This is a genomic window from Lysobacter sp. Root667 (genome assembly GCF_001427715.1).
In the GTDB taxonomy this organism is placed as follows: Bacteria; Pseudomonadota; Gammaproteobacteria; order Xanthomonadales; family Xanthomonadaceae; genus Lysobacter.
The window spans coordinates 201,222-225,668 of sequence record NZ_LMHF01000011.1 but is presented as its reverse complement, the minus strand read 5'-3'; the positions used below and the strand labels follow the sequence as shown (position 1 = coordinate 225,668).

At 70.0% G+C, this 24,447-nt stretch carries 19 protein-coding genes and 1 pseudogene; 12 read left to right on the top strand and 8 right to left on the bottom strand.

Annotated features, from left to right (window positions below):
- Window positions 1-115 precede the first annotated feature (115 nt).
- From ASD78_RS11095 to folE, 10 genes are all read left to right on the top strand, one after another.
- Window positions 116-385 (top strand): DUF2798 domain-containing protein, encoded by a 270-nt coding sequence (locus ASD78_RS11095; protein WP_055905432.1) that lies wholly within the window; start codon window positions 116-118, stop codon window positions 383-385.
- Entirely contained in the window at window positions 382-1,323 is a 942-nt protein-coding gene (locus ASD78_RS11090; RefSeq protein ID WP_056101326.1) for an SDR family oxidoreductase, read from the top strand. The genes ASD78_RS11095 and ASD78_RS11090 overlap by 4 nt, the downstream gene beginning before the upstream one ends.
- A complete protein-coding gene (locus tag ASD78_RS11085) occupies window positions 1,320-2,540 on the top strand; it encodes an efflux RND transporter periplasmic adaptor subunit (RefSeq protein WP_056101322.1) in 1,221 nt (406 codons plus the stop codon). Before ASD78_RS11090 ends, ASD78_RS11085 begins: the two co-directional genes overlap by 4 nt.
- 225 nt (window positions 2,541-2,765) lie before the next feature.
- Window positions 2,766-5,933, top strand: a complete 3,168-nt coding sequence (locus ASD78_RS11080) for a multidrug efflux RND transporter permease subunit (protein WP_055905423.1) — start codon at window positions 2,766-2,768, stop codon at window positions 5,931-5,933.
- Between the two features lie 100 nt (window positions 5,934-6,033).
- A complete protein-coding gene (locus ASD78_RS11075) occupies window positions 6,034-6,771 on the top strand; it encodes an SDR family oxidoreductase (RefSeq protein WP_055905419.1) in 738 nt (245 codons plus the stop codon).
- Window positions 6,765-8,228 carry an efflux transporter outer membrane subunit gene (locus ASD78_RS11070; RefSeq protein ID WP_055905415.1) on the top strand — a complete coding sequence of 488 codons (1,464 nt, stop codon included), beginning with the start codon at window positions 6,765-6,767 and terminating at the stop codon, window positions 8,226-8,228. The genes ASD78_RS11075 and ASD78_RS11070 overlap by 7 nt, the downstream gene beginning before the upstream one ends.
- A 357-nt stretch (window positions 8,229-8,585) precedes the next feature.
- Window positions 8,586-9,776: a 7TM-DISM domain-containing protein gene (locus tag ASD78_RS11065; protein WP_082575563.1), complete on the top strand. Its 1,191-nt coding sequence runs from the start codon at window positions 8,586-8,588 to the stop codon at window positions 9,774-9,776.
- Window positions 9,777-9,814: 38 nt separating this feature from the next.
- A complete protein-coding gene (locus ASD78_RS11060) occupies window positions 9,815-11,008 on the top strand; it encodes a 7TM-DISM domain-containing protein (protein ID WP_082575562.1) in 1,194 nt (397 codons plus the stop codon).
- Between the two features lie 92 nt (window positions 11,009-11,100).
- Entirely contained in the window at window positions 11,101-12,816 is a 1,716-nt protein-coding gene (locus tag ASD78_RS11055; RefSeq protein WP_056101314.1) for a diguanylate cyclase, read from the top strand.
- A 95-nt stretch (window positions 12,817-12,911) separates the two neighbouring features.
- A complete protein-coding gene (gene folE / locus ASD78_RS11050) occupies window positions 12,912-13,505 on the top strand; it encodes a GTP cyclohydrolase I FolE (protein WP_055905403.1) in 594 nt (197 codons plus the stop codon).
- A gap of 102 nt (window positions 13,506-13,607) precedes the next feature.
- Here the strand turns inward: folE and ASD78_RS11045 are convergent, their stop codons facing one another.
- The 3 genes from ASD78_RS11045 to ASD78_RS20740 all read right to left on the bottom strand — a co-directional run bounded on the left by ASD78_RS11045 (window position 13,608) and on the right by ASD78_RS20740 (window position 20,141).
- Window positions 13,608-15,131 (bottom strand): FAD-dependent oxidoreductase, encoded by a 1,524-nt coding sequence (locus tag ASD78_RS11045; protein WP_056101312.1) that lies wholly within the window; start codon window positions 15,129-15,131, stop codon window positions 13,608-13,610.
- Between the two features lie 217 nt (window positions 15,132-15,348).
- Window positions 15,349-19,806: a glutamate synthase large subunit gene (gltB, locus tag ASD78_RS11040; protein WP_056101309.1), complete on the bottom strand. Its 4,458-nt coding sequence runs from the start codon at window positions 19,804-19,806 to the stop codon at window positions 15,349-15,351.
- 152 nt (window positions 19,807-19,958) lie between these two features.
- Window positions 19,959-20,141: a hypothetical protein gene (locus ASD78_RS20740; RefSeq protein WP_156087712.1), complete on the bottom strand. Its 183-nt coding sequence runs from the start codon at window positions 20,139-20,141 to the stop codon at window positions 19,959-19,961.
- A 60-nt stretch (window positions 20,142-20,201) separates the two neighbouring features.
- Between ASD78_RS20740 and ASD78_RS11035 the strand changes: the two genes are divergently transcribed.
- Window positions 20,202-21,458 carry a TCR/Tet family MFS transporter gene (locus ASD78_RS11035; RefSeq protein ID WP_055905394.1) on the top strand — a complete coding sequence of 419 codons (1,257 nt, stop codon included), beginning with the start codon at window positions 20,202-20,204 and terminating at the stop codon, window positions 21,456-21,458.
- Between the two features lie 68 nt (window positions 21,459-21,526).
- Complete coding sequence (locus ASD78_RS11030) at window positions 21,527-21,763, top strand: hypothetical protein (RefSeq protein ID WP_055905391.1); 237 nt, start codon at window positions 21,527-21,529, stop codon at window positions 21,761-21,763.
- A gap of 145 nt (window positions 21,764-21,908) precedes the next feature.
- On the opposite strand, the gene ASD78_RS11025 is transcribed toward ASD78_RS11030, so the two are convergent.
- From ASD78_RS11025 to ASD78_RS11005, 5 genes and pseudogenes are all read right to left on the bottom strand, one after another.
- On the bottom strand, window positions 21,909-22,346 hold the full coding sequence (locus tag ASD78_RS11025; RefSeq protein WP_055905388.1) for a barstar family protein: 438 nt from the start codon (window positions 22,344-22,346) through the stop codon (window positions 21,909-21,911).
- Window positions 22,343-22,792 carry a ribonuclease domain-containing protein gene (locus ASD78_RS11020; RefSeq protein ID WP_056101306.1) on the bottom strand — a complete coding sequence of 150 codons (450 nt, stop codon included), beginning with the start codon at window positions 22,790-22,792 and terminating at the stop codon, window positions 22,343-22,345. The genes ASD78_RS11025 and ASD78_RS11020 overlap by 4 nt, the downstream gene beginning before the upstream one ends.
- A gap of 59 nt (window positions 22,793-22,851) precedes the next feature.
- Window positions 22,852-23,172: an I78 family peptidase inhibitor gene (locus tag ASD78_RS11015; protein ID WP_056101303.1), complete on the bottom strand. Its 321-nt coding sequence runs from the start codon at window positions 23,170-23,172 to the stop codon at window positions 22,852-22,854.
- 129 nt (window positions 23,173-23,301) lie between these two features.
- Window positions 23,302-23,598: an I78 family peptidase inhibitor gene (locus tag ASD78_RS11010; protein ID WP_056101300.1), complete on the bottom strand. Its 297-nt coding sequence runs from the start codon at window positions 23,596-23,598 to the stop codon at window positions 23,302-23,304.
- Between the two features lie 71 nt (window positions 23,599-23,669).
- A pseudogene (locus ASD78_RS11005) lies at window positions 23,670-24,428 on the bottom strand (ribonuclease H-like domain-containing protein); the annotation flags it as partial.
- Between the last annotated feature and the right edge of the window lie 19 nt (window positions 24,429-24,447).

The following is a 24,447-nucleotide window of genomic DNA, read 5'->3' as shown; positions in this document are numbered from 1 at the left end:
AGCCGAGCGGGGCATTAGCCCGATGTCGGGACAATTATTCCCTGAATCAACGGCTAATCAAGTGCCGTTCGTGCGCCTAATCTCTGCGGCACACCCGAAACCCCCTCCCGCCGCCATGTTGACCGCCCGCCAAGCCCGCCTCGCCTTCCTGCCGCTGATGATGATAGCGATGTCAGCCTTGATCGTGCTGGCCGCCATCGTCTTCCGCCAAGGCCTGTCCGAAGGCGCGGAAGAGGCCTGGATGCTGGCCTGGGTGCTGGCTTTCACGGTCGCCCTGCCGACCGCGATGCTGGTGCTGCCGGCGGTGGGCGCCCTGCTGTCGCACCACACTCGCCGCGAAATCATCCCGCTGACGGGAGAAAAAATCCCGGGAGCGGGACAATGAAATCCCCCCTGGTGATTCTGGGCGCCACCGGCGGCGTCGGCCGCGGCGTGGTCCGGGCGGCGGTCAAGGCCGGCTGGCCGGTGATCGCGGTCGCCCGCGGCGGCCGTGAGCTCAAGCTGCTGCAGGCGGCCTACCCCGAGGCCGACCTGACCGTGATCAGCGGCTCGGTCGCCAGCGACGCCGACGGCGCCAAGCTCGCGCGCGCCCTGCGCAAGCTCGGGCGCCCGCTGGCCGGCGTGGTCGCCGCGGTCTGCGGCAGCAACGAGCGCGGCCGCCTGCTCGACCACCCGGCCGCGTTCCTGCGCCGCAAGCTCGACGAAGACCTGCTGCCGCACCTGGCCGCGGCCCGTCACCTGCTGCCCTTGCTCGCCGAGGGCGATCGCGGCGGCAGCTACGTGCTGATCGGCGGCCCCGGCAGCGAGCACCCCTGGGCCGGTTACGGCCACCGCTCGATCGGCGCCGCCGCGCTGCGCATGCTCGCGCGCGTGCTGCACGACGAAGCCCGGCAGATGTCGGTGCGGGTGCAACTGCTCGCGGTCGACATGCCGGTGCGTACCGAACTCAACGATGGCCACGCCTGCCCGGAATGGCCCAGCGCGCTGTCGATCGGCCAGCGTGCGCTGGCCCTGATCGAACAGGCCGAGCAGCGCAGCGAGCCGGCGCGTGCCATCGTTACCTATGCGCGCGCGCCGGGCCCCTCGACGCTGCCGCCTTACGCGGTCGACCTGTCGGACGACATCGACCGCGAACCCGTCCCACCCGCGGCCCAGACCGCGCGCTTCCAGCCAGCCGCCGCGACGAACGCGACGCCAGCGACCGTTACGCAAGATCCGGATAGCCCTGCCGACTCCAAGGCGCAACGCTGTCTGCAAGACGCTCGCGCACTGCTGAAAGCGATCACTTCTTCGAAAACCAACCAGGAACCCTACCCACAATGAGCCCTCGCAAAGTCCTCGCCCGCTCCGGCCGCGCCGGCCCCGGGCTCCCCGTACTCGCGCTCGCCGCGAGCGTCGTCATTGCCCTGGCGATGGCCGGCTGCGGCAGCCAGGCCGCCGAAGGCGGCGGCATGCCGCCGCCGGCCGACGTCAGCGTCGCCCAGGTGCTGAGCAAGCAGGTCCGCCAGTGGGACGAATTCACCGGCCGCGTCGCGGCGGTGGAATCGGTCGAACTGCGCCCGCGCGTCAGCGGCTACGTCGAACGCGTCGCCTACAAGGAAGGACAGGAGGTCAAGAAAGGCGACCTCCTGTTCGTGATCGACCAGCGCCGCTACCGCGCCGAGCTCAACCGCGCCCAGGCCCAGCTGGAACGCGCGCGCGCCGAAGCGCGCCTGGCCCAGACCCAGGACCAGCGCGCCCAGACCCTGGTCGAGGCCAAGGCGATCTCGCGCGAAGAGTTCGAAACCCGCCGCGCCGCGACCACCCAGGGCAACGCCGGCGTGCGCGCCGCCGAAGCCGCGGTGGCCTCGGCCCAGCTGGATCTGACCTTCACCGAAGTGCGTGCGCCGATCAGCGGCCGCGCCGGCCGCGCGCTGATCACCGTCGGCAACCTGGCCCAGGCCGATCAGACCCTGCTGACCACCCTGGTCTCACAGGATCCGATGTACGTCTACTTCGAAAGCGACGAGCAGACCTACTCGCGCTACAACGACCTGGCCCGCAAGGGCGAGCGCGCCGACAACAAGAACCCGGTCCGCGTCGGTCTGGCCAGCGAAGCCGGCTACCCGCACGAAGGCGCGGTCGACTTCACCGACAACCAGGTCGATCCGACCACCGGTACCATCCGCGCCCGCGCGGTGGTGGCCAACCCGGATCGCCAGTTCACGCCGGGCATGTTCGCGCGCGTGCAGCTGGAAGGCAGCGGCGACTTCAAGGCCATGCTGATCGACGACAAGGCCGTGCTCACCGACCAGGACCGCAAGTACGTCTACGTGCTCGGCCAGAAGAGCGAAGCGGTCCGCAAGGACGTGGTGCTCGGCCGCATGATCGACGGTCTGCGCGTGGTCCAGTCGGGCCTGGCGCCGACCGACAAGGTGATCGTGCACGGTGTGCAGAAGATCTTCTTCCCCGGCGCGCCGGTGGCTCCGAAGACCATCGCGATGGGCGCGCCGGCACCGGTGCCGGGTCAGCCCGTCGCCAGCACCGCCGGGGCGAAGTGATCGCGACACGCTGAACCCTGGGATCCTCCGGACGCCCTGATCCGTCATCCCCGCGAACGCGGGGATCCGGGGCGCTTCGGGCGAGAACGTCAGCGGCTCCGGATCTCCGCCTGCGCGGGGACGACGAGCTAAGCCTGACGCGCTCAGAGGATTTCGCAATCAAGGCCGTCGCCATGGCGACGGCCGGGGACTCATGCGGCTGCAAGCCGCACCAAGGAATCCGTTATGGACTTTTCCAAATTTTTCATCGATCGGCCGATCTTCGCTGCCGTGCTGTCGATCGTGATCTTCGCCGCCGGCCTGATCGCGATACCGATCCTGCCGATCAGCGAATATCCCGAAGTCGTACCGCCGTCGGTGATGGTGCGAACGGTGTACCCGGGCGCCAACCCCAAGGTCATCGCCGAAACCGTCGCCACGCCGTTGGAAGAAGCGATCAACGGCGTCGAAGACATGATGTACATCAAGTCGGTCGCCGGTTCCGACGGCGTGCTGGCGATCACCGTCACCTTCCGTCCCGGCACCGATCCCGACGATGCCGCCGTGCGCGTGCAGAACCGGGTCAGCCAGGCGCTGGCGCGACTGCCTGAGGACGTGCGCCGGCAAGGCGTGACGACCCAGAAGCAGTCGCCGGTGTTCCTGATGGTGGTGCACCTGACTTCGCCCAACGGCAAGTACGACACCCTGTACCTGCGCAACTACGCCCGTCTGCACGTCAAGGATTCGCTGGCGCGCCTGTCGGGCGTCGGCGACGCGCAGATCTTCGGCGGCGGCGACTACGCCATGCGCGTCTGGCTGGACCCGGACAAGGTCGCCTCGCGCGGCCTGACCGCCAGCGACGTGCTGCGCGCCATGCGCGAGCAGAACGTGCAGGTCTCGGCCGGCCAGCTCGGCGCCGAGCCCATGCCCAACAGCGACTTCCTGACCCTGATCAACGCCAAGGGCCGCCTGCAGAGCCAGGAAGAGTTCGGCAACATCGTGGTCAAGAGCGGCGCCGACGGCGAGATCGTGCGCCTGTCCGACGTCGCCCGCCTGGAACTGGGCGCCGGCGATTACAGCCTGCGTTCGCAGCTGGACGGCAAGAACGCGGTCGGCATCGGTATCTTCCAGTCGCCGGGCGCCAACGCGCTGGAGATCCAGGAGCAGGTGATCGCCAACATGGATCGCCTGTCCAAGAGCTTCCCGGAAGGCATCAAGTACGAGGCGGTCTACGACACGACCATCTTCGTGCGCGATTCGATCAAGGCCGTGGTCACCACGCTGCTGGAAGCGATCGCGCTGGTGGTGCTGGTGGTGATCCTGTTCCTGCAGACCTGGCGCGCCTCGATCATCCCCTTGCTGGCCGTCCCGGTCTCGGTGGTCGGCACCTTCGCCGCCCTGTACCTGCTCGGCTTCTCGATCAACACCCTGACCCTGTTCGGTCTGGTGCTGGCGATCGGCATCGTGGTCGACGACGCGATCGTGGTGGTGGAGAACGTCGAACGCAACATCGAGGAAGGCCTGACTCCGCTGGCCGCGGCGCACCAGGCGATGAAGGAAGTGTCCGGCCCGATCGTCGCGATCGCGCTGGTGCTGTGCGCGGTGTTCGTGCCGATGGCGTTCCTGTCGGGCGTGACCGGTCAGTTCTACAAGCAGTTCGCGGTGACCATCGCCATCTCGACGGTGATCTCGGCGATCAACTCGCTGACCCTGTCGCCGGCCCTGGCCGCGCGCCTGCTCAAGCCGCACGACGCCGCCAAGGACGCACCCTCGCGCCTGATCGACCGCCTGTTCGGCTGGATCTTCCGTCCGTTCAACCGCTTCTTCGCCTCCAGTTCGCAGAAGTACCAGGGCGCGGTCAAACGCACGCTGGGCAAGCGCGGCGCGGTGTTCGTGGTCTACGCGGTGCTGTTGGTCGCGACCGGCTTCATGTTCAAGATCGTGCCGGCCGGCTTCATCCCGCTGCAGGACAAGCTGTACCTGATCGCGGCGGTGAAATTGCCGGAAGGCTCGTCGATCGCGCGTACCGACGCCCTGCTGAAGAAGGTCACCGACATCGCCAGCGGCATCGACGGTGTGCAGAACACGATCTCCTTCCCGGGTTTGAACGCGGTGCAGTTCACCAACACGCCCAACACCGGCGTGGCGTTCCTGCCGCTCAAGCCCTTCGCCGAGCGCAGCCGTAGCGCGGTGGAGATCACCGCCGAGCTCAACCAGAAGATCGGCGGCTTCCAGGAAGGCTTCACCTTCGCCCTGATGCCGCCGCCGATCCTCGGCCTGGGCAATGGTGCGGGCTACCAGATGTTCATCGAGGACCGCAGCAACCTGGGTTACGGCGCGCTGCAGAACGCGGTCAGCGGGTTCCAGGGCACGGTCATGCAGACCCCGGGCATGGGCTACGCCAACAGCACCTACCAGGCCAACGTGCCGCAGCTCGACGCCGAAGTCGACCGCGTCAAGGCCAAGGCCCAGGGCGTGCCGCTGACCGAATTGTTCGACACCCTGCAGACCTATCTGGGCTCGGCCTACGTCAACGACTTCAACCAGTTCGGCCGCACCTGGCAGGTCATCGCCCAGGCCGACGGTTCGTTCCGCGACAGCGTCGAGGACATCGCCAACCTGCGTACCCGCAACGACCGCGGCGAGATGGTGCCGATCGGCTCGATGGTCAGCGTCAAGCAGACCTACGGCCCCGACCCGGTGCTGCGCTACAACGGCTACCCGGCCGCCGACATCGCCGGCGACGTCGATCCGCGCGTGATGTCCTCGGCCCAGGCCATGGACGTGGTCAAGAACGTGGCCGCCAAGGTGCTGCCGCACGGCATGGAAATCGAATGGACCGACCTGAGCTACCAGCAGGCCAGCCAGGGCAATGCCGCAATGATCGTGTTCCCACTCGCCATCCTGCTCGCGTTCCTGGTGCTGGCCGCGCTGTACGAAAGCTGGACCCTGCCGCTGGCGGTGATCCTGATCGTGCCGATGTGCATGCTGTCCGCGCTGCTCGGCGTATGGCTGACCGGCGGCGACAACAACGTGTTCGTGCAGGTCGGTCTGGTGGTGCTGATGGGCCTGGCCTGTAAGAACGCCATCCTGATCGTCGAGTTCGCCCGCGAGCTGGAACTGCAGGGCAAGGGCATCGTCGAAGCCGCGCTGGAAGCGTGCCGCCTGCGTCTGCGCCCGATCGTGATGACCTCGATCGCGTTCATCGCCGGCACCGTGCCGCTGGTGCTGTCGCATGGCGCCGGTGCGGAAATCCGCTCGGTCACCGGCATCACGGTGTTCGCCGGCATGTTGGGCGTGACCCTGTTCGGTCTGTTCCTGACCCCGGTGTTCTACGTCGCCCTGCGCAAGCTGGCCGGCAGCAAGCCGCTGGTGAACCACTCGGCCGATCACGTCGCCTCCGCGCATGCCTGATCGGCGCACGCCCACGCTGCAAGGTCTGGCGGTGGATTCTTCCACCGCCGGGCCCTCGGACCGGATCCGGTCCGTCCCCCACGAAACAAGGAACTTCCCCATGGCTAACCCACACGCTTCCAAGATCGCGCTGGTCACCGGCGCCACTCGCGGCATCGGCCTGGAGACCGTGCGCCAGCTCGCCACCGAAGGCGTGCATGTGCTGCTGGCCGGACGCGATCGCGGCAAGGCGGTCGACGCCGCGCTGCAGTTGCAGGCGCAGGGCCTGCCGGTCGAGGCGATCGCGCTGGACGTCACCAGCGACAGCAGCATCGCCGCGGCGGCCGAAGAGGTCGCCGCCAAGCACGGCCGCCTCGACATCCTGGTCAACAACGCCGGCGTGTTCCGCGACGACGGCCAGCTCAAGCCTTCGCAGCAGAGCCTGGACGTCTGGCTGGAGACCTTCAACACCAACCTGTTCGGCCTGATCGCGACCACCCAGGCCTTCTTGCCGCTGCTGCACAAGGCGCCGGCCGCGCGCATCGTCAACGTGTCCAGCATCCTGGGCTCGATCGCGCTGCACCAGGATCCGGCCTCGCCGATCTATCACTACAAGGTGCCGGCCTACAACGTCTCCAAGACCGCGGTGAACGCCTGGACCGCGCACCTGGCCTACGAGCTGCGCGACACCCCGCACAAGGTCAACACCCTCCATCCCGGCTCGGTGAAGACCGACATGAACGCCAACGGCGACATGAGCATCCCCGACGGCGCGCGCACCAGCGTGCGCCTGGCCCTGATCGACGAAGCCGGCCCCAGCGGCGGCTACTACCACTTGGAGGAAACCCTGCCATGGTGATCCGTACTCTGGCGCTCGGCGTCGCCGCGGCGCTGCTGAGCGCCTGCGCGGTCGGCCCCGACTACGTGCGCCCGACCCTGGCCACGCCGGACAATTTCGCCCGCGCCGGCGAGACCGTCGCGGTCGCGGATTCCGGCGCTGCCGATACCGCGGCACCGGAAGCCGACGTCGAATTCTGGCGCGGCTTCAACGACCCGATGCTGACCCAGCTGGTCGAGGACGCGCTGTCGGCCAACCACGATCTGCGCATCGCGCTGTCGCGTTACGACCGCGCCAACGCCCTGCTGCGCGGCGCCAAGTTCGACCGCTTCCCGACCCTGACCGCCAGCGCCAACGCCCAGGACGCGCGTTCCAGCGCCGACCAGCTGCCGGGCGTGGCCCAAAGCGGTCGCGACAACGAAAGCTACAGCGCCGGCGTCAACGCGACCTGGGAACTCGACCTGTGGGGCCGCGTGCGCCGCAACGTCGAATCGCAGCGCGCCGACACCTGGGCCACCGCTGCGGACTTGCAGGCGATGCAGGTCACGATCGTCGGCGAAGTCGCCGGCGGTTACGTCGATCTGCGCGGCCTGCAGGAACGCCTGCGGGTGGCGCGCGAAAACGCCGATAACCAGCGCGAAACCCTGCGCCTGGTCGATGCGCGCTTCTCCGCCGGCCGCGGCACCGAGTTCGACACCTCGCGCGCCCGCGCCCAGCTCGAAGCCACGCTGTCGCGGGTGCCGGCGCTGGAAGCCCAGGTCGCCGTCGCCATGCACCGCCTGGCGGTGCTGACCGGGCGCACGCCCGACGCCCTGATCGCCCAGCTCGAACCGCAGCAGCCGCTGCCGGCCTTGCCGGCGCGACTGGACGCGGGCACGCCGGGCGAGCTGCTGCGCCGCCGTCCCGACGTCGCCGCCGCCGAACACCGTCTGCACGCGGCCACCGCGCGCATCGGCGTGGCCACCGCCGACCTGTTCCCGCGCTTCACCCTGGGCGGGCTGATCGGCAGCCAGGCGATCGACAGCAGCGCGCTGTTCGAACGCGCCAGCGAAACCCGCCTGGTCGCGCTCGGCATCGACTGGTCGTTCCTGGATATCGGCCGTGTGCGTGCGCGTATCGCCGCCAGCGATGCCGACGCCGCCGGCGAGCTCGCGCGTTATCAGCAGGCCGTGCTGCTGGCGCTGGAAGACACCGAGAACGCGCTGGTGCGTTATGGCCGTGCGCGCATCGAGGACGGCCATCTGGAACGCGCGGCGCAGGACAGCGCCAAGGCCGCCCAGTTGGCGCGGGTGCGTTACGAGGCCGGCGCCGCCGACCTGTTCGAAGTGCTCGACGCCGAACGCACCCAGCTGCAGGCCCAGGACGCCTTCGCCGACGGCCGTACCCGCAGCGTCACCGGCGCGGTCGCGCTGTACAAAGCGCTGGCCGGCGGCTGGTCGTCGCGCACGCCGCTGCGCGAGGACGTCGCCCGGCGCTGAGGCCATGGTTTTGCGGCGGTCGGCCCGGCCGTCGCACGGCCCGCCTCCTGGTGGCGGGCCGGTTTTCTCCACCGTGCGCGGATGACGGCCCCGGCCGGATCCGCGTGAGCCGGGCGCGGATTCCGATCCGCGCCCGGCGCCGGTTTCGAACGATGCAGCGCCGTCCGCGGTGCGGTGCCGACCCGTCAGTTCGGGGTCGCCTCGCGCGGTCGTTGCATTTCTTTCTCGCCGACGGGTCGGCGAGCGGCGCAGGTCCCTCCCCCTCGCGTGCGCCGCTGTCGCCCCGTCGGTTTTCTTTTCGCCTCCCGCCGCGCAGGCGCTAGACTCCCCGTCGCGGTCGCACGGGGATTCGGAAGCATGCGCAGGATGGGGAAGTGGGCGGGGCCCGCGCTGTGGTTCGCGCTGGCCTGGGCATTCGCCGCCCCCGCCGCCGCGCAGACGCTCACGGTGGAATGGCTGCGGGTCGAGGGCGCGCAGAAGTCGCTGCCCGACGCGGCGCCGGTGCGGGCGCGATGGACCAGTGCGAATCCCGAGGCGCCGGCACACCTGGAGTTGCCGCGGCACCGCGGCGGGCATTGGCTGCGCCTGCGCGTCGACGCCGACATCGTTGGCAGCGAACAGCGCGTCATCGGCGTGCAGGGTGCGCGCGTGTATGGATTGATCGGCTACTACCTGCCCGGATCCGACCGGCTGACCCTGCCCAGCCTGGTGCGCGGCAACGAGTCCCTGCTGCTGCGCCCGGGCTGGGCCCTGCCTCTGCCGGCGGGATGGAAACGCGCCGATACCGCCTACATCCGCATGCAAGGCGAAATTCCGGTCGTGCTGAGCGTGAACCTGTCGACCCGCGCCGAGTTCGCGCGCCAGCGCGAAGGCGCGCGCCGCTTCACCATAGCCGCCTACGCCGCCCTGCTGCTGATGACCCTGGCCGTGGCCGGTCTGTGGGCGATGTCGCGCGAGGCGGTGTACCTGTACTACCTCGGCTATCTGGTCTGCATCTCGGTGTACATGCTGATGATGTCGAACTGGCTGGAGGTACCCGAGCATTGGGCCAGCCAGGACGTGCGCCGCGAAGCCATCCCCTGGTTCATGGCGACCATGACCACCGTGTTCCAGATCGCCTTCACGGTGCGCTTCCTCGACTTGCCGCGGCTGCTGCCGCGCGCCGCGCGCGTGCTGCACGCGATCGTGTGGGCGAACCTGGCCTGGCTGGCGGTGCTGGTGTTCGCCTATCGGGCCACCAAGCATTACTGGTATCTGGGCGGCAACGGCTTGCTGCTGCTGGTCATCCCGACCCTCGTCTATGCCGCGATCGCGGCCTGGCGGCGCGGCGCCGAGTACGCCGGCTACTACCTGCTGGGCTGGACGCCGCTGATGGTCTTCGCCGGCCTGATCGCCGCCAAGACCTTCGGATTCGGCAGCTTCGGCTGGGACGAACACGGCCTGGTGCTGGCGGTGGTGCTGGAATCGGGCGTGCTGATGATGGCGCTGACCCAGCGCGCGGCCGCGCGCCATCGGCGCGCGCTGTTGGCGAAGCCGGCGCGGACGTGAGTCGTTAGACTCCAGCCACGCGGACGGTGAGATCGGCTATGCCAAGGAAAGTGGGCGCTGCATGGATCGCGATGGTGTTCGCGCTGGCCGCTTTGTTCGCGCTCGCGGCCCCTGCGCAGACGCTGACGGTCGAACGCCTGGACGCCGACGGCAGCGGCTGGGCGCGCCCGGACACCGCGAACGCGACCCAGCGCTGGACGACGGCCGATGCCGATGCTCTGGTGCGCATCGATCTGCCGCGCAACCGGCACGGGCATTGGCTGCGTTTCAGCGTCGATCGAGACGTCGCCGCCGCCAGCCGGCGCGTCATCGTCTTGCGTAGCGCGCGCGCTTACGGCTACGTCGGCTATTACCCGCCCGGCTCGACGCGGATAGCGCTGATCGGCTATGTGCGCGAGGAAGGCCCCATGCTGCTGCGACGCGGCTGGGCGCTGCCGCTGGAGGCCGACTGGAAGGCCGGCGTGGCGGCTTACGGGCGCCTCGACGCGCGCCACGATACGACGCTCGACATCGGCCTGGCCGATCGCGACGAGCTGACGCGCGAGCTGGAAAGCGACCGCCGCTTCGCGATCGTCGTCTACGCCCTGATGCTGACGATGACTCTGGTGGTGGCCGGTTTCTGGGTCGCGTCGCGCGATCCGATGTATCTGTACTACTGCGGCTACATGGTCTGCCTGTCCGCCTACCTGTTGATGATGACGGGCTGGATCAAGCTGCCGGACGAGTGGGTGGGGTCGGCGGCGCAGCGCGACGGCGCGCCCTGGTTCGTCGCCACCCTGACCACCATGTTCCAGCTGTGCTTCAGCGTGCGTTTCCTGGAGTTGCCGCGCCTGCTGCCGCGGGCGGCGACCGCCTTGCGCGCGATCGTATGGGCCAACGCGATCGCGCTGGCGGCGCTGGTCCTGGCCTTCGACCACGTCTACCAGTACTGGTACATGGCGGGCAACGGCCTGCTGCTGCTGACGATTCCGACCATCGTGTACGCCGCGGTCGCGGCCTGGCGGCGCGGCGCCCGGTATGCGGGCTATTACTTGATCGGCTGGACGCCGCTGATGCTGTTCGCCGGTCTGATCGCCGCCAAGGCCTTCGGCTTCGGCGATTCCTACCTGACCGAGCGCGGCCTGTTGCTGGCGGTGGTACTGGAAACCGGCGTGTTGATGATCGCCCTGACCCAGCACGCCGCCGACCGGCAGCGGCAGCTGCCGCCGCGACGGTCGGCGGAGCGCGGCTGAGGTTTTCGCGCCGCCGCGATGAGCACGGTCAGGCCGGCGTCGCGCGCCGGCACGAAGCGGCCGCGGCCGCCCGCAGACGTTAGACTCCGCGCATGCCGTTGGGGAATCGAGGGACGCGTCGGATCTGGGGCAGCGCGTGGCTGGCGCTGACGCTGGCGCTTGCCTGCGCCTTCAGCGCCCCGGTTGCAGCGCAGGCCCTGAAGGCCGAGCTGCTGTTGACCGAAGGCGAACTCGACGGGCCGCCGGCCTCCGCACCGGTGACCGCGCGCTCCACCGCCGAGGAGCCCGGCGACCTGGTCTACTTGACCATGCCACGGCGCCAGGCCGGCTATTGGATCCGCCTGACCACCGACCGCAGCATCGCAGCCAGCGAAAGCCGGCTGCTGGTGCTGCGCGGCGCGCGTGCGCGCGGCCCGGTCACCTATTACCCGCCGGGCGCGGCGCCGCGCATCGTCAACGACGCCGAGAACGGCGGCCCGGTGCTGCTGCGGCGCGGCTGGGTGCTGCCGCTGCCCAACGGCTGGACCCGCGGCGACGTCGCCTACCTGCGCGTGGGCGGCAACACCGCCGAGGCGCTGAGCCTGCGTTTCGCGACCGTGCCCGAACTCGCGCGCCAGGAGCGCGGCGATTCGCGTTTCATGGTCGCCGCGTTCACCGCGATGATGCTGATGGCGGTGGCGATGCTGGCCATCTGGTACGCCTTCCGCGACCTGGTCTACCTGGCCTACGGCGCCTACCTGGCCTGCGCTGCGATCTATCTGCTGATGGTGTCGGGCGATGCGGCCGAGATGTGGGGCCTGGCCGGCCTGGCCAGCGGACGCCTGACCGTGACCTGGACCCTGGCCACGTTGGCGACGGTCTTCCAGCTCGGTTTCAGCCTGCGTTTCCTAGAACTGCCGCGCCTGCTGCCGCGCCTGGCGATCCTGGTTCGCACCGTGCAGTGGGCCAACCTCGCCTGGCTGGCGGTGCTGCTGGTGCTGCGCGAGCGCGTGCACGGCTTTTGGTACATCGGCGGCAACGCACTGCTGCTGGTCGGCATTCCGCTGATGTTCGTCGCCGCGATCATGGCCTGGCGCCGCGGCGCGCCGTACGCGGGCTACTACCTGCTGGGCTGGACGCCGCTGCTGCTGTTCGTCGGCGTGCTCGCGGCCTATCCCTTCGGCGTCGGCCGCGCCGAATGGGCCGACCGCGGCCTGGCGCTGGCGGCGGTGCTGGAATCGGGCGTGTTGGCCCTGGCTTTGAGCCAGCACGCGGCCAACCGTCACCGCTTGGCACTGCTGGCGCGCCAATCCGGCGACCGCGACCCGCTCACCGGCACGCTCAATGCCGCCGCGCTGCGGCTGCTGCTAGAAACCTGGTCGGCACCGGGCAGCCTGGGACTCAAGCATCACGGCCTGCTGCTGCTGGACCTGGACCGCTTCGGCGAGATCAACGCCCGCTACGGCCGCGCCATCGGCGATGCGCTGCTGCAGCAGGCGCTGGCGCGGATCCGCGGGGTGCTGCGTCCGGACGACACCATCGCGCGCATGGGCGGCGACAGCTTCGCGGTGGTGGCCGAATGCGAGCGCGTCGACTGCGAACTGCTCGGCCGCCGCCTCGCCGACGCCTTCAGCCAGCGTACGTTCCGCATCGACGGCCACGAGATCGCGGCCAGCGCCAGCGTCGGCCTGGCGATGGCGCAGCGCGGCGAATCGGTGCAGAGCCTGCTCGATCGCGCCGAACAGGCCTTGGCCGGCGCGCGCAGCGCCGGCCGCAACACGGTCGGGGTGGCGCCGGCCGCGACGCTGCCGACGCCGGAGCCGGGCTGAGCCGACCGCGCCGCGCCGGTCGCGGAACGCTGTGTGTTTCCGATGCCCGAGCGCAGTGGAGTAGGATGCCCATCCCCCATTGCTGAGGCTGCGTCATGGCCGACGACAAGAACAAGCCGACCCGCGAGCAGGCCGAGGCGGCCGTCCGCACGCTGCTGGGTTGGGCCGGCGAAGACCCCGCCCGCGAGGGCCTGCTCGACACGCCCAAGCGCGTGGTCGAGGCCTACGGCGACTGGTTCAGCGGCTACGACGACGATCCGCGCGAGTACCTGGCGCGCACCTTCGAGGAGGTCGCCGGCTACGACGAAATGATCGTGCTGCGCGACATCGAGTTCGAAAGCCATTGCGAACACCACATGGCGCCGATCATCGGCAAGGCGCATGTCGGCTATCTGCCCAACGGCAAGGTCGTGGGCATCAGCAAGCTCGCGCGCGTGGTCGAAACCTACGCGCGCCGCTTCCAGGTCCAGGAAAAGATGACCGCGCAGATCGCGCAGTCGATCCAGGACGTGCTGCAGCCGCTCGGCGTGGGCGTGGTGATCGAGGGCGCGCACGAATGCATGACCACGCGCGGCGTGCACAAGCGCGGCGTCAGCATGATCACCTCGAAGATGCTCGGCACCTTCCGCGAGGACGCACGCACGCGTGCGGAATTCCTGCGCTTCATCGACGTCGGTCCGGGGCGCTAACAGCGGCCCGCTCATCCTGCCGGCACCGTCGCTAAGCCCCTCTCCCGCCTGCGGGAGAGGGGTTGGGGTGAGGGCCGCGACAACGACCCCGCGTCGTAACCCTCAGCCCACCGCCGCCGCTTCAACCTCGCGCGCCGCCGCCGGCACTTGTTCCCGCAGCAGCGCCACGATCCCCGCCGCCGCCTCGCGCCCTTCGTACGCCGCCGTCACCACCAGATCCGCGCCGCGCACGCCGTCGCCGCCGGCGAACACGCGCGGATGCGTGGTCTGGAACGGACGCGTCGCCGCCGCGACACCGCCGCGCGACTTGCAGCCGCCCTTGTTCGGCACCCGGATGCGGCCGTCGTTCTCCAGTTCGATCCCGTGCGCGGCCAGCCAGGCCGGCGGATCGGGCTGGAAGCCGAACGCGATCACGACCACGTCCGCGTCCAGCACCGACTCGCTGCCGGGCACGATCTCGGCGCGTTGGCGACCGCGCGCATCGGGCGCGCCGAGCACGGTTTCGGCCACGCGCACGCCGCTGACCCGGTCTTCGCCGAGCAGCGCCAGCGGCTGGCGGTTGAACAGGAAGCGCACGCCTTCTTCGCGCGCGTTGGCGACCTCGCGCGCCGAGCCGGGCATGTTGGCCTCGTCGCGGCGGTACACGCAGCTGACTTCGGCCGCGCCCAGCCGCACCGCGCTGCGCACGCAGTCCATGCCGGTATCGCCGCCGCCGAGCACGACCACGCGCTTGCCGCGCAGGTCGGGCAGTTCGATATGGTCTTCCCAGCCCGCGATCGCGCGGCCCTCGACCCGCTCCGCGCCCTGCACCAGGCGCCCGTTCTGGACCAGGAACGGCAGCGCCGGCAGCACGTTGGCCAGATCCTGTCCCGGCAGGCCGCCGTCGGTGTAGCGGTAGCTGCCCAGCCCCAGGAACACCGCGTCGAAGTCGGCCAGCAGGCTGTCGAAGGCGACATCGCGGCCGATCTCGACACCGAGCCGGAACTCCACGCCCATGCCTTCGAGCACCTCGCGCCGGGTCGCGATCACCGACTTCTCCAGCTTGAAGCTGGGGATGCCGAAGTGCAGCAGTCCGCCGATCGCCTCGTAACGGTCGAACACCACCGCATCGATGCCGGCGCGCGCCAGGCGGTCGGCGCAGGCCAGCCCGGCCGGGCCGGCGCCGACCACGGCCACGCGCTTGCCCAGGCGCTGCACGGTCGACAGGTCCGGGCGCCAGCCGCCGCTGAGCGCCTTGTCGACGATGTACTTCTCGACCGCGCCGATGGTGACCGCGCCGAAGCCGTCGTTGAGCGTGCAGCTGCCTTCGCACAGGCGGTCCTGCGGGCAGACGCGGCCGCAGATCTCGGGCAGCGGATTGGTTTCGTGGCACAGCGCCGCGGCTTCGTCGACGCGGCCTTCGCGCGCCAGTTCCAGCCAGTTGGGAATGTAGTTGTGCAGCGGGCAGGCCCAGCCGCAGTAGGGATTGCCGCAGTCCAGGCAGCGCCCGGCCTGCTTCTTGGCCTCGGCTTCGCCGAAACGGCCATAGAGTTCGCCCCAGTCGCCGCCCTGGCGCAGCGCCAGCGGGATCCGCGTCGGCATCTCGCGCGGCGCTTCGCGGAATTGGAACACCTGCTTCTTGCTCATCCTGCCTGACCCCGTGGGCTTCGTTGTCGCATCGCCTGGCGGCGTGCAGCGGCGCACGAACCTGCGGTCCGCAGGCTCGCCATTTCACCCTCGGCCGAGGAGGGCGGGCCTACCGGTTTGTAGCGCGACGCACGGATATCCGGCGGCATCGTCTTTGCCGTTGCGTCCGCAAGACTGAACCAAAGAGTATTGGCGCCTGTAACGAAAGAGGTCGAAATCACGCCGCGCTCCTCAGGGTTTCGGCCAGCGATTCCAAGCTCGCCGCCTTGGGCTTCACCAGCCAGAACTTGCCCATGTAGTCGCGCATCTCGTCCAGGATCCGGCGCGCCCACACGCTGCCGGTGAGTTCGGCGTGGGCGTCCAGCAGGTCGCGCAGGTGCGAGCGGTGGTGCTCGAAGCCGTCGGCGGAGATGCGCAGGATGTCGATCAGCTCGTGGTTGTAGCGGTCGACGAAATCGCGTTCGGTGTCGAGCACGTAGGCCATGCCGCCGGTGAAGCCGGCGCCGAAGTTCAGGCCGGTGCGGCCCAGCACCGCGACCACGCCGCCGGTCATGTACTCGCAGCAGTGATCGCCCGCGCCCTCGACCACCGCGGTGGCGCCGGAGTTGCGCACGCCGAAGCGTTCGCCGGCGCGGCCGGCCGCGTACAGCTCGCCGCCGGTGGCGCCGTACAGGCAGGTGTTGCCCAGGATCGGCGTCTCGTGGGCGACGTAGCGCGCGCCGGTCGGCGGGCGCAGCACGATGCGGCCGCCGGCCATGCCCTTGCCGACGTAGTCGTTGGCTTCGCCTTCCAGTTCGAAACGCAGGCCGCCGGCCTGGAACGCGCCGAAGCTCTGGCCCGCAGTGCCGGTGAAGCGCAGCGTCATCGGCGCATCGGCCATGCCGCGGTCGCCGTGCAGGCGCGCGATCCGGCCCGACAGGCGCGCGCCGATGCTGCGGTCGGTATTGCGGATCGGGTAGGCGAACTCGCCGCCGCGCTTGTCGGCGATCACCGGCGCGAGCTCGGCTTCGAGCTGCGCGGACAGGCCCTCGGGTTCCAGCGCCGGGGCCGGCATGCCGCAATGGCCGCCGTGGCTCAGGCCGGAGCCGGCCAGCAGCGGAGCCAGGTCCAGGCGCTGCTGGCGCGCGCTGTCGCCTTCGATTTGTTGCAGCAGGTCGGTGCGGCCGACGATCTCGCCCAGCGTGCGTACGCCCAGCGTCGCCAGCCACTGCCGCACTTCTTCGGCCAACAGGCGGAAGAAATTCTCGACGCGCTCGGGCAGGCCGGTGAAATGCTCGCGGCGCAGCTGGTCGTCCTGGGTGGCGACGCCGGTGGCGCAGTTGTTGAGATGGCAGATGCGCAGGTACTTGCAGCCCAGCGCGATCATCGGCGCGGTGCCGAAGCCGAAACTCTCCGCGCCCAGCAGCGCGGCCTTGACCACGTCCAGCCCGCTCTTCAGGCCGCCGTCGGTTTGCAGGATCACCCGTTCGCGCAGGTCGTTGGCGACCAGGGCCTGGCGCGCCTCGGCCAGGCCCAGTTCCCAGGGCGTGCCGGCGTAGCGGATCGACGACAGCGGGCTGGCGCCGGTGCCGCCGTCGTGGCCGGACACGGTGATCAGGTCGGCGCCGGCCTTGGCCACGCCGGTGGCGATGGTGCCCACGCCCGCGTGCGAGACCAGCTTGACCGAGATCAGCGCCTGCGGATTGACCTGGCGCAGGTCGTGGATCAGCTGCGCCAGGTCTTCGATCGAATAGATGTCGTGGTGCGGCGGCGGCGAGATCAGGCCGATGCCGGGCATCGCGAAACGCAGCCGCGCGATCAGCTCGTTGACCTTGTGGCCGGGCAGCTGGCCGCCTTCGCCGGGCTTGGCGCCCTGGGCGATCTTGATCTGCAGCACTTCGGCGTTGACCAGGTACTCCGGCGTCACGCCGAAGCGGCCCGAGGCGATCTGCTTGATCTTCGAGACCTTGTCGGTGCGGTAGCGCGCCGGGTCTTCGCCGCCTTCGCCGGAATTGGAACGCCCGCCGAGCCGGTTCATCGCGATCGCCAGCGCTTCGTGCGCTTCCGGCGACAGCGCGCCCAGGCTCATCGCCGCCGAGTCGAAGCGCTTGACGATGGCCGACACCGGTTCGACCTCGTCCACCGCAATCGGAGTCGCGCCCTCGCTGCGCAGCTGCAGCAGGTCGCGCAGCGCCGCGGTCGGACGTTCGTTGACCGCTTCGGCGTAGGACTGCCAGTCGGACCATTCGCCGCTGCCGACCGCGCGCTGCAGGCGCGTCACCACGTCGGGATTGAACAGGTGGTACTCGCCGCCGGGCACGTAACGCAGCAGGCCGCCGATCTCGGGCAGGCGATTCGCATCCCAGCCCTGTGCGGCCAGGTGCGCGGCATCGGCCTGCAGTTCGGCGAAGCCGGCGCCGCCGATGCGCGAGGGCGCGCCGTCGAAGCACAGTTCGACCACCTCGCGGTCCAGGCCGATGATCTCGAACAGCTGCGCGCCGCGGTAACTGCCGATGGTGGCGATGCCCATCTTGGAGATGATCTTGAGCAGGCCCTTCTTGATCCCGCGCCGGTAGCTGCGGCCGATCTGGGCGACTTCGCCGTGCTTGGTCTTGAGGATGCCGCGCACGCCCAGGTCGTGCAGGGTCTGGTAGGCCAGATACGGATAGACCGCGGTCGCGCCGAAGCCGAGCAGGCAGGCGAAGTGGTGCGGATCGCGCGCGGTGCCGGTCTCGACGATCAGATTGGATTCGCAGCGCAGGCCGGTACGCACCAGGTGTTGGTGCACCGCGCCGGTGGCGAGCAGGGCGTGCAGCATCAGCGCGTCGCGTCGCGGCCGGCGATCGGTCAGGATCAGCAGCACCACGCCCTCGCGCGCGGCCGCCTCGGCCTCGGCGCAAACCCGGTGCAGGGCCGCCTTCAGGCCTTCGGCCGGGTCGAAGTTGAGGTCGATGAATCGGTGCGAGCTGTCGAACGGCGCCAGCGCCAGCAGCTGACGCAGCTTGCGCTGCGCCAGTACCGGCGAGTTGAGGTGGATGTGGCCGACGTTGCCGGGTCCGTCGACGAAGACGTTGCCTTCGCGGCCCAGCTGCACCGCCAGCGACATCACGCAATCCTCGCGCAAGGGGTCGATGGGCGGGTTGGTGACCTGGGCGAAGGCCTGGCGGAAATGGTCGTACAGCGGCCGCACCTGTTGCGACAGCACCGCCATCGGCACGTCGTCGCCCATCGAACCGGTGGCTTCCTGCTCGGTCTCGGCGAGCGGGCGCAGCACTTGCTCGCGCTCTTCGCGGCTGAGCTGGAACAGCTTCTGGAACCCGGCCAGGGTGTCGGGATCGAAGGGCTCGGCGGCCAGGTTGGGATCGATCAGCTCGCTGTGCAGGTAGGTCATGCCCTGCTTGAGCCAGCGCTTGTACGGCGCGCGCGCACGGTTGATGCGGTCGATCGCCTCCGAATCCAGCAACTCGCCCTGGTAGAGATCGGCGGCGATCATCTCGCCGGGGCCGAGCTTGCCCTTGGCCTCGATCTCGCTGGCCGGCAGTTCCCACACGCCGGCTTCGGAGGCGATCAGGAAATGACGGTCGCGCGAACGCAGCCAGCGCGCCGGGCGCAGGCCGTTGCGGTCGAGCGTGCAGGCGGCGTAACGGCCGTCGCAGGTGACGATGCCGGCCGGGCCGTCCCAGGGTTCGGTGTTGAGCGCGTAGTACTCGTAGAACGCGGCGAGGTCGGCGTCCTTGTATTCCAGCGACTGCGTGGCCGGCGGAATCAGGATCCGCATCGCCTTGAGCAGGTCCATGCCGCCGGCCTGCAGCACCTCGAGCATGTTGTCCAGGCTCTGCGAGTCCGAACCGTCGGTGCCCACGACTTGGTCGAACTCGCGCAGGTCCAGGGTCGGCGTGCGCCAGGCGTGCGCGCGCGCCTGCGCCCAGGCGCGGTTGCCGGCGATGGTGTTGATCTCGCCGTTGTGGGCGAGCAGGCGGAACGGCTGCGCCAGCGGCCAGCGCGGCGTGGTGTTGGTCGAGAAGCGCTGGTGGAACACCACCGCGCTGGCGACCAGGTCGTCGCGGCGCAGGTCCGGATACAGCTGGGTCAGCCGGTCGGGCAGGACCATGCCCTTGTAGCCGATGCTGGCCGAGGACAGGCTGACCACATAGAAGTCCTGGATCTCGCGCAGGCGTTGCTCGGCGCGGCGCCGGGCCAGGAACAGCGAACGCTGGAAGCCGGCCGGATCGAACGGGGTCGCGGCTTCGACGAAGACCTGCTCGATCCGCGGCATGGTGCGGCGCGCGAGTTCGCCGCAGGACGCGGTGTCGACCGGCACGACGCGCCAGCCGGCGACGTTGAGCTGCTCGTGTTCCAGGGTCTGGGCCAGGGTCGCGCGGGCATGCGCGGCGTCGGTCTCGTCGTGCGGCAGGAACACCAGGCCGGCGCAGTAATGCGCGCCCAGGGCGATGCCGCTTTCGCGCGCGAGGCTGCGCAGGAAACTGTCGGGATGACGGATCAGCAGGCCGCAACCGTCGCCGCTGAGGCCGTCGGCGGCGATGCCGCCGCGGTGGGTCATGCGCGCGAGCGCTTCCAGCGCACGATCGACCAGCGCGCGGCTGGGGCGGTCGTCGAGCTGCGCGATCAGGCCGAAGCCGCAGCTGTCCCGCTCGTCGCGTGGGTCGTACAGCATCGTTTGCTGCTTGGCTTGCATCGCATCTCCGGAAAGCTCTTGGGGGGGCATGCCCGCAAAGGCATGCAAGAACGCGGATGGATCGCTTGCTGGCTGCGCGCTGGGGCAGAGCTGCCGAGGGCGCGGGACTGGTCCCGTACCTGCGTGTCCTTACCGAGCGTGAATCGAATAAATCATAATTTGTGCGCTGCGGCAATTCGTCCGGCGAGCGCTTCGGCGCGCTCGTCGCGCACGCCGCTCGCGAGGCTGCGACGGGCTCGGCGGATCGCAGCCAAGTGACTGATCGAAATGATGAATTTCGTCGCGTCGCGAGCAATTAGTAACGTCGGAAACCATCCCTGCGAGGCGTATGGCACGGCTCGCGTTCGCCTGCGCGCGCTAGACTGCGCCATCGCTTCCGTTTCGACGCCCCCCACGTGACCGCATCCGTTCCCGGCGCGCGCCGCGCCGCGCTCGTCTTCATCTTCGTTACCGTGCTGATCGACGTGTTGTCGTTCGGCCTGATCATTCCGGTGCTGCCGGGCCTGATCAAAAAATTCGCCGGTGGCGACACCGAACATGCGGCCTATTGGATCGCGGTGTTCGGCACCTTGTTCGCCTTCATCCAGTTCGTGTGCGCGCCGATCCAGGGCTCGTTGTCGGACCGTTACGGCCGGCGTCCGGTGATCCTGCTGTCGTGCCTGGGCCTGGGCCTGGATTTCATCTTCATGGCCCTGGCCAACACCCTGCCGTGGCTGTTGGTGGGGCGGGTGATCTCCGGCATCACCTCGGCCAGCTTCAGCACCGCCAACGCCTACATCGCCGACGTCACCCAGCCCGAAGAGCGCGCCAAGAGCTACGGCATGATCGGCGCCGCGTTCGGCCTGGGCTTCATCATCGGTCCGGTGATCGGCGGCCAGCTCGGTCACTACGACATGCGCCTGCCGTTCTGGTTCGCGGCCGGGCTGGCGCTGCTGAACTTCTGCTACGGCCTGTTCGTGCTGCCCGAGTCGCTGCCGCCGGAACGCCGCAGCGCCCGGTTCGACTGGTCGCACGCCAATCCGGTCGGCTCGCTGATGCTGCTCAAGCGCTATCCGCAGGTGTTCGGCCTGGCCGCGGTGGTGTTCATCGCCAACCTCGCCCATTACGTTTATCCCAGCGTGTTCGTGCTGTTCGCCGACTACCGGTATCACTGGAAGGAGCAGGAAGTCGGCTTCGTCCTGGGCGTGGTCGGCGTGCTCAGCGTGATCGTCAACGTGGTGCTGATCGGGCGGGCGGTGAAGGCCTTCGGCGAGCGCCGCACGCTGCTGCTGGGCCTGGGCTGCGGCGCGATCGGCTTCATGATCTACGGCTTCGCCGGCAGCGGCTGGATGTTCCTGGTCGGGCTGCCGATCAGCGCGCTGTGGGCCATGGCGGCGCCGGCGACCCAGGCGCTGATCACCCGCCAGGTCGGCGCCGACGTGCAGGGCCGCATCCAGGGCGCGCTGATGAGCCTGATCAGCCTGGCCGGCATCATCGGCCCGACCCTGTTCGCCGGCAGCTTCGGCTACTTCATCGGCAAGGCCACGCCGGTGCACCTGCCGGGCGTGCCGTGGTTCATCGCCTCGTCCTTGCTGGTCCTGGGCGTGCTGATCGCCTGGCGCTATGCGCGCGTACGCAACGCCCCCGCGAACGTGGTCGCCGAAGTCGCCTGACCTTGGGCCCTTGCCGTGGCGGCGCGCGCTGCGGCAAGGTCGGGCTTTCGTCCGCCACGGAGCCCGTCATGTCCCTGCGTCTTTGCCTGCTCGCGCCGCTGCTGTTGCTGGGCGCCTGCGCCAGTACGCCCGATTACCTCGACACCAACGCCGCCGTCGACGCCCGCCCGGAATGCGCCAGCCAGCCCGACCGCCCCGGCGAGCCGGTGCCGTCGTGGTGCGAGCGCAAGCAGGAAGCGCGCTGGGGCGACAAGGAAGACAAGATCGACCTGAAGGGCAAGGACAAGGACGACGAGCGCCGTTGAACCCGGTGCGCGCGCGGCGAGCGTCGTGCGGTACGGCCGATGGCGTCGGTGCGGTGCGCCTTCGGCTTACCGCGGCCTACGGATCACGTTCCGGCCGGGGGTGCGCCGGCAACCGCACCATCGAACGTCCCGATCGGCCCTGCGTTCAGGGCGCGATCGCGTCCAAGCGATCGCTCGGCATCGGGAACAGGGCCCAGAACGGTTTGCGCGCCTCGGCCCATTGCGCCGAGGCTTCGTTGAGTATGTCGAGCAAGGCCGCCGCGTCGTCGCCGGCCTGGGCCTGCCAGTCCTGGGCGCGTTCGAGCAGCAGCAGATAACCGGCCGCCGGCAGCCAGGACAGGTCTTCGAGCGAATCGGCCAGCGCATCCCAGTTGTGGCCGAACCAGTCGGGGAAGCTCAGCGCCGCGGCCATGCGCCTGAGCAGCTCGGCCTTGTCGGCGCAGCCGTCGAGGTCGATGCGCGCGACCGCGAATTCCAGGGCGGCGCCGGCCTCGGCCATGGCCTCGGTGTCGCGGGCATCGACGAAGTAGGCGCCGGCCTGGGCCGGGTCGGCGAGCAGGGCGCGCAGTTCGAGCGCGTTCATCGCGACGCTCCCTGCGGATCGAAGCGGCGGAAGCTGCGGTAGTGATCGTCGCTGTAGTAGTACTCGCTGGGCGGATCGCCGCCGGTGACGATGCGGCGTGCGCCGCGATCGTTCGAGCCCGGGGTCTCGACCGTGTACTCGCGGTAGTAGCCGCGCGGCCGGCTGGGCAGGCGGCGTTCGCGGTTCTGGAAGGTGCCGCCGTCCTGGCGATGCTCGTAAGGGCCGCCGCGCGCGATCCGGTCCAGCACCGCGTGGGCCTCGACCGGCAGGAAAGCGGGGTAGCCGGTGTCGGGCGCGCGTTGCGCCTGCGCCGACGCGCCGGGTTCCGGCGCGGAATGCGATGAGGCGCCGGGCGCCTGCGCGACAGGCGCCTGCGCCGTTCGTTGCGACCACAGCCACAGGCCGAGCAGGACGACGGCGGCGATCAGCCAGGGCGCGCGACGCATGCGGAACTCCGTTGGGGGTCGTCGCCGAGTCTAGCGCGCGCCGGCGCCGGCGCGCGGGCTCAGCCGCAGCGCAGGTTGGTGATGACGTTCTTGTCGTCGACGTCGATATTGAGCCGGCTTTCCTGGAACTCCATGGTCACCATCTGGCCCGGCTTGAGCACGCGTGCGCTCTTGGCGCCGGCTTCGCTGCGCGCGCGCTCGACCACGTCCGCGCTCGCGGTCTTGCCCAGCGCGGCGGACTTGGCGGCGTCGGCGTTGCAGGTCATCACTTCCGGCGGCAAGGGGCGCGACATCTGCGGCGGGTTGGCCTGGCTGGTGCAAGCGGTCAGGGCGACCACGGCGAGGGCGCAGGAGGCGAGCGCGATACGGGAAGAGGTCATGGCGGGGCTCCGGGTGGTGGGCGCGGTCAGGGTGCTCGCGCGTGGCTGTGCCGCAGATTAACCCGGGGCCACTGGCCGTCGTTTCGAACAAGCGCGCGCCGTGCCGCGGCGCGCGCGGGTCGCTGCGCGTCAGCCGCAGCGCAGGCCGGTGATCGCGCCGCGGTCGTTGAGATCGATATTGATGCGGTCGGCGCGGTAGTCCATGGTCGCGGCCGAGCCGGGCTTGAGCACGCGCGCGTCGCGGCTGCCGGTGTCGCGCAGGATGCGGTTGGTGGTGTCGTCGTCGATGCCGCGGCCGATCGCCCAGCGCGCGCCTTCGGCGTTGCATTGGCCGCTAGGGACGGTCGCGGAGCCGGGCGGCGGCGGTGTGGTGGCGCAGGCGGCCATCGACAGCAGGACAAGGATGGGCAGGACGAAGCGCGACATGGCACGGCTCCATTGAGTGAGATGCGCGCAGCCTGCGGCGCGCGCCGTGTGCGGCGCATGAAGGCGCCGCGCTAGTGCGGCGACTGCGCTTCGGCGTCGACCAGGCCCTGCAGCAGCCGCGCCAGGGTCACCACGTCCTGATGATTGTGGGCGGCGACGCGGCGCAGCAGGCCGGCGCTGCCGCCGCGCAGGTACTGCAGCCACGCGGCCGGTGCCTGCGAGCCAGGCAGGTCGTCTTCGCGCACGATCCGCAGCAGCTCGCGCTCGATCGTCGCCAGGCGGCAGTTCTCCCAGCGCCCGCGGTAACGGCGCCGGGTCGGAAACAGCAGGTCGACGTGGTCGAGTTCGATCAGCGGGTCTTCGAGCCGGGCCAGCCGGTAGCGCGTCTTCAGCAGCGGCGCGTCGTAGCAGCGGCCGTTGTAGCTGGACAGCACGGTGTCGGGCTGCAGCCAGTCGGCGAACGCGCGCAGCATCGCCGCCTCGGCCGACAGCGTGGTGATCAGCAGCTGGCGCACGCGCAGGCCGTCGCCGCGCTGCGGGTCGCGGTGCCAGTCCGCGGCGCCGACCATGAAGGCGCGGGTGCCGGTGCCGCCGGCCAGGCCGGTGGTCTCGGTGTCGAAGAACAGCAGCCGCTGCGGATCGACGCAGTCCTGCGGCCGTTTGGCGAAGGCCAGCGACAGCGCCTGGGCCGGAAGTTCGCAGGGCAGGTGGTCCTGGATCAGGCGCAGGCCGGGCGCGATCTCCTCGCCGGGAAGGTCGCGGTCCAGCGGCGCGCGCGGCGGCGCCCACGCAGCCGGTGCGCGTTCGCGCACGCCGAGCAGGCGGCGCAGTTGCTCCAGGCTGTGCTGC